This window comes from Micromonospora sp. NPDC049359, from assembly GCF_044466585.1.
In the GTDB taxonomy this organism is placed as follows: domain Bacteria; phylum Actinomycetota; class Actinomycetes; order Mycobacteriales; family Micromonosporaceae; genus Micromonospora.
Genome location: NZ_JBITMW010000001.1, coordinates 1,265,592 through 1,277,776 on the forward strand (window position 1 = coordinate 1,265,592; position 12,185 = coordinate 1,277,776).

The window sequence follows — 12,185 nt, forward strand, 5'->3', positions numbered from 1 at the left end:
TGGCGGCCACCGTTGGGCTGACCAGCCAGGCTAGGCTAGGCCCGACGTGTTGTCGCCACCGTGGAGATTCCCGTGAAGCTCTCGATCCTCATGCCGGTCTACAACGAGGAAGAACGCATCGCGGATGCCCTCAAGCAGGCGTTGGCGGTGGACTACCCCTGCGAGATCGAGCTGGTCGTGGTCGACGACGGCAGCCGTGACGGCACCGGCGAGGTCCTCGGTCGCGCCGACGACGCGCGCCTGCGGGTGATCACCCACCAGCGCAACGCGGGCAAGGGCGCGGCCATCAAGACGGCGGTCGACAGCGCCGAGGGCGAATACATGGTCATCCTCGACGCCGATCTGGAGTACGACCCGCAGGACATCCCGAAGCTGCTCGCCCCGGTGCTCGACGGGCGGGCCACGGTCGTCTACGGCAATCGCACGTTCGGCAGCCACAGCGCCTACAGCTTCTGGTACGTGATGGGCAACAAGGGCGTCACGATGGCGGCGAACGTCCTCTTCAACTCGTACATCGGTGACCTGGAGACCTGCTTCAAGCTGATGCCGGTGGAGCTGTACCGGTCGCTGGAGGTGCGCTCGCGGGGCTTCGGCATGGAGGCCGAGGTGACCGGCAAGCTGCTGCGCCGCCGGATCCGCCCGTACGAGGTGCCGATCAGCTACCGGGCCCGGGGCCGCGAAGAGGGCAAGAAGATCACCTGGAAGGACGGCGTCGAGGCGATCTGGATCCTCGGTCGCGAGCGCGCCCGCCGTCGCCCGGCGGTCTCCTCCGCGCGTTGATCGCCGGTAACCTTGAGTTGAAGTCCACTTCAACTCAAGGACCCGGTGATGCAGGACGCGTTGACGATCGGTGAGCTGTCCGTCCGCTCCGGCGTGGCACCGTCCGCGCTGCGCTACTACGAGCGCCTCGGCCTGATCCGCGCCGACCGCACCGGCGGCAACCAGCGCCGCTACGCCCGCGCCGAGCTGCGGCGGGTCGCCTTCATCCGGATCTCCCAGCAGGTCGGCGTCTCGCTCGACGAGATCCGCGACGCGCTGGAATCGCTGCCCGAGCGCCGTACCCCCAGCCCGCAGGACTGGGAGCGCCTCTCCGCGAGCTGGCGCGGCCGGCTGGACGAGAAGATCCGGCTGCTCACCAAGCTCCGCGACGACCTCGACGGCTGCATCGGCTGCGGCTGCCTGTCCCTGCAACGCTGCATGCTCTACAACCCCGGCGACACCCTCGCCGCCCAGGGCCCCGGCGCCCGCCTCATGCTGCCGCCCGCCTCACCCGAGGGTGAGTAGCACCTTCCCGACGTGGTCGCTCGACTCGACCAGCCGATGCGCCTCGGCCGCCTCGGCCATCGGCAGCCGCCGGTCCACCACCGGGCGGACCGCGCCAGCCGCGACCAACGGCCACACCTCATCGCGTACGCCCCGCACGATCGCCGCCTTCTCGGCCAGCGGCCGGGAGCGCAGCGCGGTCGCCGACACGCTGGCCCGCTTGGTCAGCAACGCGCCAAGATCCAGCTCGGCCTTGCGGCCACCCTGCATCCCGATCACCACGAGCCGGCCGCCGGTGGCCAGCGCCTCCACGTTCCGCCCCAGGTAGGAAGCGCCCAGAATGTCGAGGATGACGTCCGCGCCGTGGCCGTCGGTGGCCTCACGGACCTCCTCGACGAAATCCCGGTCCCGGTAGTCGATCGTGTGCGCCGCGCCCAGTTCGCGCAGCCGGGCGTGCTTCGTCGTCCGGGCGGTCGCCAGGACCGTGGCGCCGAGCGCCGCCCCGAACTGGATCGCGAACGTGCCGATCCCACTGCCCCCGCCGTGCACCAGCAGCGTGTCGCCGGCGGTGAGTCGACCCACCCCCACCACGTTCGACCACACCGTGCAGGCCACCTCCGGCAGCGCCGCGGCGTCGACCAGGTCCACGCCGGCCGGCACCGGCAGCAGTTGGCCGGCGGGCACCGCCACGCGCTCGGCGTACCCGCCACCGGCCAGCAGCGCGCAGACCTCCTGGCCGACCGCCCACCCGGTCACCTCCGGGCCGACCGCGTCGATCACCCCGGAACACTCCAGACCGAGGTACGCGGGCGCACCCGGCGGCGGCGGATAGTGCCCCTGCCGTTGCAGCAGGTCGGCGCGGTTGACCCCGCTGGCCCGCACCCGGACGATCACCTCACCCGGGCCGGGCTCGGGATCGGGCACCTCGGCCCAGACCAGCGCGTCGGGTCCACCAGGCTGCGGAACGGTGATGGCTCGCATACCCCCAGTCTCACCCGCCGCGCTCGCCGCCGCAGACGCACCCCTCGCGGCGACGCGGTCCCTGTCGGCTTGGTCCCCCCGGCTTGCGGGAAACCAGTCGGTCCGCGGGCTTGGTTCCCCGGCTTCCGTGAAACCGGGCGGCCCGCGGGCTTGGTTCCCCGGCTTGCGGGAAACCGGGCGGTCCGCGGGCTTGGTCAACTCGGCTTCCGTGAAACCGGGGCATCCGGGCGCGCGGGACGCCCCGGTTTCCGGGGACCCGAGTCGATCAGCGCCACAGTGGACGCTGGAGCTGCCGCCTGGCCGGCGCTTTTCGGGGAGGGACGCCGAGCCGGCCGCCGGGTGCCGTGGCAGACTGTTCACGGCCGCGCACCCACGGGTGCCGGTCCGGGAGGGTTCGCCTAGTGGCCGATGGCGCTGGTCTTGAAAACCGGTAAGGCAGCGATGTCTTCGTGGGTTCGAATCCCACACCCTCCGCCCATCTGGACAGCAAAAATGCCCCCTGACCAGCGCGAACGCCGGTCAGGGGGCATGTCTATAGATCGTGAGTAAGTCTCACTTCGTCTCGCTTGGGACTGCCGTGTCTCACTGGTTGTGTCGTCTACGTGTCGGCGCTCTCCGGCCCTTCGGTCGGCTCGGTGCCTAGCGCTCCCTCGATCCGCCTACGTGCGGCCTCGTCCTGTCCGTCGATGCACGACGCGTAGACCTTGAGCAGCACATGCACGCTGTGCCCGGCCCATTGGGCGTGGAGGATGCGCTCTGCGCGGCCGAACGCAGGGCCGTCGAGACCGCCGAGCCCACGCCGTACGGCAGGGAAGTTATTGTGGCTGCCCGCCAGGCGGGGATGCAGGTGGCGGCGGTCAGCAACAACTCGGCCGGCGCGGTGGCGGCCTACCTGACAGCGCACCGGATTGCGGGGTACGTCTCGCCGGTGGTCGGGCGGGCGTACGCCGAGCCAGGCCGCATGAAGCCGAATCCGGAACCGATTCTGCAAGCCGTGCGCGCTCTCGGCGAGCCACCGGCTCGGTGCGTGCTGATCGGTGACTCCCTCTCCGACATCGAGGGAGCGCGAGCCGCCGGGGTCGCGGTGGTCGGCTACGCGAATCGACCGGCGAAGGTCGAAGTTTTCCGGCTCGCCGGGGCGGGCGCGGTGGTCACCAGCATGGGAGAGATAGCCGCTGTGCTGATCGGCCGGGAAAGCGGCTGAATGCCGGGCTTTATCGCAGATATGTCATCGCGTCGGGAGTGGCCGAGCTAAAAGTGGGTGACTCCGTTTTTCTTTGCCCACGCCCGCAGGGTCTTTGCGATGTGGTGAGTGCCGTGCTCTGAGATCATCAGAGCACTGAAATACACTTCAAGGTCAAGGATCTGGGTCAGTGGTTCCTGTGGCACGCCCTTATAGTCGCCAAACGAAATCTCTACTGCATACTGGCGTGGCATCTTGGGATTCGCGAATCGATCCGGCATCTTGTCAAAGAGAATCCGGTACTCTCTGCCTGGCGGAATTGAAGCGATCCCATTTGTAAATACGGAAAGGTCGGATAGCTTGGTTGGCGCGCTTGGATCTTCGTACAGCGTGCTCAGCAGTTCTGGCGAGAACTTGAAGCGTACATCGCGGGCCATTGTCTGGCCCACGTTCTTGATCACCAAGTCCATGAAGGGGTGCCCCACCCCTCGCGTGGGCTCAAAGTCTATGACTACGAAGGGCTGCGCCTGAGCTTCCCGAAGATTTCGAGCCTCTTTCACTTGATGGAAAGCAGCTTTCGCGGCGTAGCCAGCAATGCCTAATGCGCTGACGGTGGATAAGGCACTTATCCATCCCGGCACGTCACCTAGGTCTGGAGTAAAGGTCATCAAATCCCTCCATGGGATCAAGGGCTTGGCATCCTTCTCGATTAGTTTGTCTGACGGCGCGACTTGCGCACCCTCTGACTGCTCCATGAATCGAAAGCTTTGTCAGGGAGGTGCTTCTCCGTCAGTCCCGTCCATAGCTCGATATTGCGCCAGTGTCCGACGGCCTCATCGGCGCTGGTAGGGGATATCTTATTGGCGAGACTGCCTAGGCGTTCCCGGAACTCCTCATCACTCAGGAGGCTCGCGCCTGGCATGTATGCCTTCAAGTCCTGAAACTGTGCCGGGTCTGTAAGCGCCCGGTCGATTTTGTCGCGGATCTCCTGCCGGTTCTTGTCGGCTTCCGCCGTGTCCGCGAATCTTTCGAAGAATTCGGTTATCCCATTTCGGACCGCTTTAACCAAGAAATCTTCGGTAACTCCGACACGCAGCACTTCGCCAAGCCTCCGCCGCAACACTGAGAGGTTCAATGCCGGATCGTGGTTGCGATCGAATTCCTCGCCGAAATAGAAGGCAAGAGCCAGCGGTGCAGTTGCGTTGTATAGCCATTCCCGACTCACATCCCCGCCTTCTGCAAGGGCTGCGATGAGAGCCTCTACTAGTTCGCCGTCCCGTCCCTCTGCGTAGCCTGTCGACATGCGATTAACCACCTTTGACAATTCAGTTAGATGGAAGTCGGGGCTCCTGTTATCGAGTCTTGAAGTGCCTCGGACGGTCGTCGTCTCGCCTGCCGATCTCACTGATGGTTGGGTCCGGCTTAATGACGACGGGAGGATCCGCAGGCTTCGGCGAGTCGTTGGTGCCGCTCCCACCCTGTTGATCTTGTCTTTCATTGGACATCTCTTTCCCCCTTCTCATCTGAGGATCACAGCTAAGAGTGCCAACACCACCAGGGTGATGGCGAGGACTAGGAGCCGGACTGCCCAATCCAAGCGGTTGAGTTTTATGTCCAACTGGTCCTTGTTGCTCTCGTAATCTGCGATCCGTGTATCGAGGACCACGCGCTTCGTGCAGTCTGGCTTCTTGTTGATGTAGCCCAGGTAGAGGCCCCGTGGGTATATCCCTGCCTGCATTCGTGGCCGGAGGATCGAAGCCACCAAGGTCGCTGCAGCGGCTGCGACCACCGCGCCGGGCAGCGCCCATCCTGACTTGCTGTTGAGTGCCAGTCCGGCCAACACGCCGGCGAATCCAAGAACTTGGCCGGCTCGGCTGTCGACAGTCTCGGCGCGCTTCTCCTGCGCAGTCCGTTCAACGTCGAGCTCCGCGCGGACGATGTCTAAGGATTCGAATTCTCGATCGCCCCCGTTGGTCATCTTTCCGTCCTTTTGCCCGAAACGCCTTTACCGGCTTGGGGTCTTAGGAGTGCCGCCCATGCAGCAGTGTCCAACCCGCCTTCTGAGAGTGGCAGGAGGGTGCGACAAGGCTGCTCCGCGAGCGCGACGCCAGCGCCCTGGCCGAGCGATCCCTGTGCCGCATCTGTGTCGTTGGGCGGTCGATGGCTTGGATAGTGTTCTGCCTGGCCATGGCCGCATTGGCCAGATCTTGAGGCCGATAAGGTGGCGATGTTGTCCTGGGCTAGTAACCCGCATCCTCGGGCCATCGACGGACACCTCATTGCGGCGTACGGTCGGGGGTACGCGATGTACCCAATGCTGCGAGGTGCCTCCATGTCCGATCAGCAACTCACTCCCGGCCAGCGCGTCGAGCGGCTTCGTCGCGCTGCTGGCCTGTCCCGCGAACAACTCGCCGGCCTTGCCGGGCTCTCTCCGACCACCGTCAAGTTCGTGGAGAACGGGCGTCGAAGCCTGACGTTGCGGGCCGCTCAGCAGCTTGCTCCACACCTTGGCGTGCGGGACCTCGGCGACCTGTTCGGCCCGCAGGTGACCCTCTCGCTCGACGGACGCCCAAGCCATCCCGCCATCGGCGACGTTCGTCGCGCACTGACCGCTTGGCAGATCACCGTCTCCGGTACGCCAGACTCCCCTGACTATTTGCGAGGTGCCGTGGATGCCGCGTGGCAGACCTGGCACACCTCGCGGCATCAGCGCACGGAGGTCAGCGTCATCCTGCCCGGCCTACTCGACGCCACCCAGCGCGCCGCTCGGCTGCACACCGGCGACGACCGGCGCGCAAGCCTCGCGCTGCTCGCCCAGGCGCATCATCTCGCACAGGCATACCTCGCCTGGCACGGTGACCGTGAGCTGTGCTGGCTGACCGTTGATCGAGGCATGGCTGCGGCCCTTGACGCCGACGACCCTCTCGCCATCGCTCAGTCGACCTGGTACGCGGCACACCTGTTGCGGGCGGTCGGCCGCGGTGACGAAGCGTTGGAGCGTTTGCGGGAGGCTCGCGCCTTGATCGAACCCCGGGTCGCCGATGGGGGCACCGAGTGGGCGGAGATGTTAGCGGACCTGTTCCTCTGTACCGCCTTGACGAGGGCCCGCACCGGTGACCAGGGCGCGTGGTCGGATCTAGATGCCGCCCGTCGGGTGGTCGAGCAGGCGCTACCAGCGAAGTTCATCGGCCTTCGCACCCGGGTGTCGCGGCCCTTGGTCGACGTGTACGCCGTGATGTGCGCAGTGGACCTAGGGGATCCGGATGAGGCCCAAAGGCGTGCGCATTCGCTCGATCCGGCGTCGATCCCGTCGACTGAGCGGCGCGGCCGACACTATGTCGAGCTTGCCCGATCCGCTGATCTTGAGGGAGCGCAGGAGGCGACACTTCACTTGCTGGGTCTCGCCGAGACCACGTCTCCGGAGACCGTTCGATACTCGCCAGCCGCCCAGGAACTGGCGGGGAGGCTGGCTCGGGAGGCGCCAGCGGCGATTCGGGCTGAGGCGATTCAGTTGGAGAGCCGGATAGCGGTGCCGGAACTCTAGGGGTACGTCCTGTCGCTGGGTACGTCTCGTACCCTCAGCGGTTCTCCCAACTCCATAGCGTGTCCTCGCGATTGCAGTAGGTGTTGCGGGCAGCCGTCGACCCGGAGGGGCAGCGGCCAGGCCGCCACGCCCTGAGGCGGGAGGACGCCACGATGGTTTGGCCTTTTAGTTCGCTGCGCCGGAGATTCCGGTGGCTGTCGCTCGCCGCACCACGGACGGCCATTGGGCCGGCGATCCAACGGGCGGAGCAGGAGGCGGCGCGGGCGCGGCTGCTGGCTCAGGCTCGTGACCAGTCCGCCGATAGGCCGGAAACCGGTGCGGGTCGATGATCGGGGAGGTGCCGACCACCGTCACGGCGGCGGTGCGAGCCCGAGCGGCCCAGGGCGAGCGGGCCGCCGCTGCGCTGGATGGCCGGCTCGCCGATTTCCACGTGCCACGCCGCCCGGAATGGACCTGCCGGAGCTGTGAACAGGACACGCCCTGGCCGTGTGCGCCGGCCCGAGTCCGCCTGGCCGAGGCCTACGGGCGGGACCGGATCGGCCTGTCCATGTACGTCGGCAGCCTGCACGCGGTGGCGGTGATTGAACTGCCTGCCATCCCGGCGGGCGAGCTGTACGAGCGCTTCGTTTCCTGGGCCCGTTGACACGGCGACGACTACTTTCCCTCGGGCTCGTCCCGTCGGGCTTCGCGGATCGTGGTGTCGGCGAGTTTTTCGACGGCGCGTCGACGCTCCTCGGCGAGCGCCCGCTCGTCCGGTTTGCGCAGGACGCCGACGACGGCGACCAGAAAGTCCCGCCAGATGCTGAGCAAGAAATTCCCCCCGTGGAACGCTTCAGGGGCATCACCCTAGCCCGCTCCCGTGATCCGGCACACCCCGACCAATCGGTCGTTCCACGCCGTGGAAAGGGGTATGAAGAGGCTGGTATCTGCCCACTCCGGAAGGACGCGTACCGATGACCCTGGAACGACCGATCGCCCCGGACCCGTACGAGCTGCTGCCGACCGTTCCCTCGTTCACCCTGACCAGTGACGACGTGCAGAACGGCGAGCCGATGGACGTCCGGCACGCGCACGGCAGCGCCGGTGGTGAGAACGTCTCGCCGCAGCTCACCTGGTCGGACTTCCCCGCCGAGACCAAGAGCTTCACCGTCACCTGCTACGACCCGGACGCGCCGACCGGCAGCGGCTTCTGGCACTGGGTGCTGGTGAACGTGCCGGCCGATGTCACGCAGCTCCCCGCCGGTGCCGGGGGCGCGGCGGGCACCGATCTCGGCGGAGCGTTCTCCGTCCGCAACGACTACGGCGAGCAGGGGTACGGGGGCGCGGCGCCGCCGCCCGGTGACCGCCCCCACCGGTACGTCTTCGCGGTGCACGCCCTCGACGTCGACCGCCTGGACCTGACCCCCGACGCGAGCCCCGCCTACGTCGGCTTCAACCTGACCTTCCACACCCTGGCGCGGGCGGTAATCCGCCCCACCCACCAGACCAAGGAGTAACCCCACCGCGCCGATCTTGCACTTTCTGTGCCGACATACCCCCGCAAAGGGGACGTTACGGCAACAGGAAGTGCAAGATCGGCGCGGGTAGGAAGGGTTAGGCCGGGACGCGGGCTACGGCGAAGACGGACTGGCCGAACGGGGGGCGGACGACCTGCTCGGCGGCCTTCGTGGCGGGGAGGACCAGGGTGTCGTACACCTTGACCATGGGGCCCTCCTTCGGCATGAGCCGGAAGACCTTGGTCGCCATGAAGTAGCCGATCAACCCGAGCGCGTTCGCGTAGTGGATCTTCTCTACGGTCAGGCCGGCCTCGGTCATCGCCGTACCGAGCGTCTTCTTCGTGTAGCGGCGGACGTGGCCGGTGGCGATGTCGGCCGGGCTCATGGCGAACTGGAACGCCGGCACGATGATGATCACCGCGCCGCCGGGTCGGACCAGGTCACGCATGCTGCGCAGCGCGCCCACGTGGTCGTCGATGTGCTCCAGCACGTTGTACGAGACCGCGGCGCTGTAGTTTCCCCGATCGTTGTGCGGCAGCAGCATCTGCCGGACGTCGACACCCGCCTGGCTGGCGAGCCGCTCCTTGAGCTGCACGAGCCGGTCGGGGTCGGCCTCCGTGGCGGTGAACCGGGGCAGCCGCTGCGACCATTCCAACGCGTAGTCGCCGAGGCCGCTGCCGATCTCGATCGGGTCGTCACCGAGGTACGGCACCGCCAGTTCGACGAACCAGCGACGGTGATTGACGGCCATCGCCAGGCCCTCAAGCACCTCGGACTGGACGCGCTGGTCCCCAGTGATTTCTGCCATGCGTCGATTCCTCACGATATGAACTCGACCCGTGCCTGGACCGACAGAGTGAATCATCCGCTTGGATGGCAGCGGAATCGGGGGAGCTGTTGGCCGAATTGCGGGTCGGGGGGTGGGTACGTGATCGGCGGTCGGCGAACCCGGCACATAGTACGGCAGTACCTCGAAACATGTCACGGCACCGTCATACGCTGACTACCCTATGAATTGTCATGACTACTCCCGAATCGGACGCTCCCGGCGACGGTCCGTCCACCGCGTCGCGGGTGGAGGAGCCCGGCGACGGCGATCGGTTGCGCCGTAACGGGAAGTGGGCCGATCTGGCCGCCGTGCTGAGCTTCGTGGTGCTCGCCTTCTGGATCACCGGGCGTCTTTGGTGGGACCCGGGCAGTGGAGTGCGCGACAACCGTTCGGACCAGTCGCAGTTCGAATGGATGATGGCGCACGGTGCGCGGGTGGTCACGCAATTCGCGTACCCGTTCCACTCGGACCAGATGAACGTGCCGGACGGCGTCAACCTCATGGCAAACACGTCCGTATTATCCATTTCATTACCAATGATGCCGATCACCCTGCTGTTCGGGCCACGTGCGTCATTCCTGCTCTTTCTCACTCTCGGAATGATCGCCACCGCCACGGCCTGGTACTTCCTGCTCTCCCGCGTCCTGGTCAAGAGTCGCGGGCCCGCCTGGCTGGGCGCCGGCTTCTGCGCGTTCGCGCCGGCCATGGTGTCGCACGCCAACGGCCACCCGAACATCGTGTCGCAGTTCGTCGTCCCGCTGATCATCTGGCGTACGCTGCGGCTCGCCGACCCCGGCCGCTGGCTGCGTAACGGCGTGCTGCTCGCCTTGGTGATCGTCTGGCAGGCGTTTCTCAACCTGGAGATCCTGCTGATGACCGCGATCGGGCTCGGCGTGGTCGTCGGCGCGCTGGCCCTCGCTCGCCCCGCTCTGCGATCACGGACCCGAGGGTTCCTCGCCGGCCTGGCCGTCGCCGCCGTGGTCGCCGGTGCGCTGCTCGCGTACCCGCTGTACGTGCAGTTCTTCGGCCCCGGCGCCTACTCCGGGTTGTCCAGCCTGATCCGTGGCTACTCCAGTGACCTGGCCTCGTTCGTCGCGTACTCCCGGGAGTCGCTGGCCGGCAGCCCGCGCACCGCCGCCGGCCTGGCCAAGAACCCGACCGAGGAGAACAGCTTCTTCGGCTGGTCGCTGCTGGTGCTGGTGGTCGCCCTCGTCTGGTGGCTGCGGCGCTCGGCGGTGGTGCTCGCGCTGGCCGGGCTCGGGCTGCTCTTCGCGGTGCTCTCGCTCGGCCGGGAGATCCGCTTCAACAATCGCGGCACCGGGGTGCCGGGGCCCTGGGCGGCGCTGGAGAACCTGCCGATCCTGCACTCGGTGGTGCCGACCCGGTGGGCGCTGGCGATCACCCCGATCATCGGGGTGTTGCTCGCCTACGGTGCCGAGCGCGCCCGCGAGCTGGCCCGCGCCCGACCGGCGGCCCGGCTGCAGATCCGCTTCGCCACCGCGACCGTGCTGACGATGGCCCTGCTGCCGATCCTGCCCACCCCGCTGCCGGTGGTCCAACTGGATCCGGTGCCCACCTTCGTGACCAGTGGGGCCTGGCGGCCGTACGTGGCTGGTGGGCGCAGTGTGGTGACCCTGCCGCTGCCGGACACCACCTACGCGGAGCCGCTGCGCTGGGCTGCCGTCACCCGGCTCGACATGCCGCTGGCGCGGGGCTACTTCCTCGGCCCGGACACCCGCCCGAGCGCTCAGCCGCCGAAGGTCGCGCTGTTCACCGCGCCGCCGCGACCCACGAGCAGCTTCTTCGCCACCATCCGCCGTACCGGCGCGGTGCCGCCGATCACCCCGCAGAGTCGGGTCAAGGCGGTCGACGACCTGCGCTACTGGCGGACCGGCGTGGTGATCCTCGGACCGCACGAGCATGAGATGGAGCTACGTCGCGGTATGACCGAGCTGACCGGTATCCAGCCGACCTTCACCGGCGGCGTGTGGGTGTGGGACGTCCGGTCGCTGACCGACTGAAAAGCGGGTCAGCCCTGGCGGACGCAGCAGCCCTGGCAGACCTTGGGGCTGGGCAGCGTGAAGGCCAGGCAGCAGGTGCGGCGCTGGACGCTGGGCTCGCCGGCCGGGCCGGGGACCAGCTCGACCAGGTCGGCCAGGTCGAGCGCGCCGAGCAGGGTGTCGATGCTCTGCACCGTCGAGCCGGGCAGCGCGTCGGCACCCCGCAGGATGCCGTGCGCGATGCCGGAGGCGACCGAGCCGAGCAGCGTCCGGGTGCCCACCCGCACCTCGGCCTGGATCGCCGCGATCAGCGGGGCCAGGTGGGCGTCGAGCAGGGAGGCCCGCAGCTCGGCGAGCAACTCCGCCTCACCCGCGACGACGCGTACCTCCGGCAGGCCGGACAGCGCCAGCGGGTCGCTCGGCAGGACCGCCACGGTGGTGCCGCGGCGCAGACCCAGCGTGATCAGGGGCCGGTGGTCCTCGAAGTGGATCAGCACGTCGGACGGGTGGAGCAGCGGGACCCGGCGGGCCGAGGCCCAACCGAGCACGACCGGCAGCGCCGTCCAGTAGCTGTACGACTTCCAGGCCAGCGCGGCGCAGGCGTGCGGGGTGCCGCCCCAGCGGACACTCGCGGCGCGCAGCAGCTCCGGCAGGCGGGTGCCGTCGACCAGGGTCGTGGCGGGCGCCCAGCCCAGCTCGTCGTCGACCAGCAGCCCTCGGGCGAGCCCGGGGAGGTCGTCGGTGCCGAACATGGTCCGCAGCGCGGCCGTGACGGGGGCGAGCGGCGTGGCGGTCACGTCCCGCCTCGGCATCACCGCAGTCACCTGAGCCGTCCCCCGTCCGGATGGCCGAGGAGCCTCCCCCGGCGGACGGTCAGATGCCGTCCTGA

The 12,185-nt window shown here is 67.8% G+C and carries 13 protein-coding genes, 1 tRNA gene and 1 pseudogene; 8 read left to right on the forward strand and 7 right to left on the reverse strand.

Going from position 1 to position 12,185, the window contains the following annotated elements; all coding sequences use genetic code 11:
- The first annotated feature begins 72 nt into the window (after positions 1-72).
- Positions 73-780: a glycosyltransferase family 2 protein gene (locus tag ACIBTX_RS05925; protein WP_355240514.1), complete on the forward strand. Its 708-nt coding sequence runs from the start codon at positions 73-75 to the stop codon at positions 778-780.
- 48 nt (positions 781-828) lie between these two features.
- Positions 829-1,284, forward strand: a complete 456-nt coding sequence (gene soxR / locus ACIBTX_RS05930; protein WP_357131626.1) for a redox-sensitive transcriptional activator SoxR — start codon at positions 829-831, stop codon at positions 1,282-1,284.
- Here soxR and ACIBTX_RS05935 read toward each other — a convergent pair.
- Positions 1,267-2,244 (reverse strand): NAD(P)H-quinone oxidoreductase, encoded by a 978-nt coding sequence (locus ACIBTX_RS05935; RefSeq protein ID WP_396832096.1) that lies wholly within the window; start codon positions 2,242-2,244, stop codon positions 1,267-1,269. The genes soxR and ACIBTX_RS05935 overlap by 18 nt on opposite strands.
- Positions 2,245-2,631: 387 nt before the next feature.
- On the opposite strand from ACIBTX_RS05935, the gene ACIBTX_RS05940 reads away from it, so the two are divergent.
- A tRNA-Ser gene (locus tag ACIBTX_RS05940) sits at positions 2,632-2,718 on the forward strand.
- 268 nt (positions 2,719-2,986) lie between these two features.
- Positions 2,987-3,448 (forward strand): annotated as a pseudogene (locus ACIBTX_RS05945) (HAD family hydrolase); the annotation flags it as partial.
- A gap of 47 nt (positions 3,449-3,495) precedes the next feature.
- On the opposite strand, the gene ACIBTX_RS05950 reads toward ACIBTX_RS05945, so the two are convergent.
- The 3 genes from ACIBTX_RS05950 to ACIBTX_RS05960 all read right to left on the reverse strand — a co-directional run bounded on the left by ACIBTX_RS05950 (position 3,496) and on the right by ACIBTX_RS05960 (position 5,405).
- On the reverse strand, positions 3,496-4,182 hold the full coding sequence (locus ACIBTX_RS05950; RefSeq protein ID WP_396832097.1) for a hypothetical protein: 687 nt from the start codon (positions 4,180-4,182) through the stop codon (positions 3,496-3,498).
- The gene (locus ACIBTX_RS05955) at positions 4,137-4,730 is read right to left on the reverse strand and encodes a hypothetical protein (protein WP_396832098.1); all 594 of its coding nucleotides are present in this window, start codon (positions 4,728-4,730) and stop codon (positions 4,137-4,139) included. The genes ACIBTX_RS05950 and ACIBTX_RS05955 overlap by 46 nt, the downstream gene beginning before the upstream one ends.
- Positions 4,731-4,946: 216 nt before the next feature.
- A complete protein-coding gene (locus ACIBTX_RS05960) occupies positions 4,947-5,405 on the reverse strand; it encodes a hypothetical protein (protein WP_396832099.1) in 459 nt (152 codons plus the stop codon).
- A gap of 354 nt (positions 5,406-5,759) precedes the next feature.
- Between ACIBTX_RS05960 and ACIBTX_RS05965 the strand changes: the two genes are divergently transcribed.
- Positions 5,760-6,971, forward strand: a complete 1,212-nt coding sequence (locus ACIBTX_RS05965; RefSeq protein WP_396832100.1) for a helix-turn-helix domain-containing protein — start codon at positions 5,760-5,762, stop codon at positions 6,969-6,971.
- A 337-nt stretch (positions 6,972-7,308) separates the two neighbouring features.
- Positions 7,309-7,614, forward strand: coding sequence for a hypothetical protein (locus tag ACIBTX_RS05970; RefSeq protein ID WP_396832101.1), 306 nt, complete (start codon positions 7,309-7,311; stop codon positions 7,612-7,614).
- Positions 7,615-7,625: 11 nt separating this feature from the next.
- On the opposite strand, the gene ACIBTX_RS05975 is transcribed toward ACIBTX_RS05970, so the two are convergent.
- Positions 7,626-7,781, reverse strand: a complete 156-nt coding sequence (locus ACIBTX_RS05975) for a hypothetical protein (RefSeq protein ID WP_396832102.1) — start codon at positions 7,779-7,781, stop codon at positions 7,626-7,628.
- Positions 7,782-7,924: 143 nt separating this feature from the next.
- Here ACIBTX_RS05975 and ACIBTX_RS05980 point away from each other — a divergent pair, with 143 nt between their 5' ends.
- Positions 7,925-8,467 carry a YbhB/YbcL family Raf kinase inhibitor-like protein gene (locus tag ACIBTX_RS05980; RefSeq protein WP_355048705.1) on the forward strand — a complete coding sequence of 181 codons (543 nt, stop codon included), beginning with the start codon at positions 7,925-7,927 and terminating at the stop codon, positions 8,465-8,467.
- 97 nt (positions 8,468-8,564) lie between these two features.
- Here the strand turns inward: ACIBTX_RS05980 and ACIBTX_RS05985 are convergent, their stop codons facing one another.
- Positions 8,565-9,275, reverse strand: coding sequence for a class I SAM-dependent methyltransferase (locus tag ACIBTX_RS05985; RefSeq protein ID WP_357171798.1), 711 nt, complete (start codon positions 9,273-9,275; stop codon positions 8,565-8,567).
- Between the two features lie 212 nt (positions 9,276-9,487).
- Between ACIBTX_RS05985 and ACIBTX_RS05990 the strand changes: the two genes are divergently transcribed.
- Positions 9,488-11,317 carry a hypothetical protein gene (locus ACIBTX_RS05990; RefSeq protein WP_396832103.1) on the forward strand — a complete coding sequence of 610 codons (1,830 nt, stop codon included), beginning with the start codon at positions 9,488-9,490 and terminating at the stop codon, positions 11,315-11,317.
- A gap of 8 nt (positions 11,318-11,325) precedes the next feature.
- Here ACIBTX_RS05990 and ACIBTX_RS05995 read toward each other — a convergent pair whose 3' ends face one another.
- A complete protein-coding gene (locus tag ACIBTX_RS05995; RefSeq protein WP_396832104.1) occupies positions 11,326-12,108 on the reverse strand; it encodes an IucA/IucC family C-terminal-domain containing protein in 783 nt (260 codons plus the stop codon).
- Positions 12,109-12,185 lie beyond the last annotated feature (77 nt).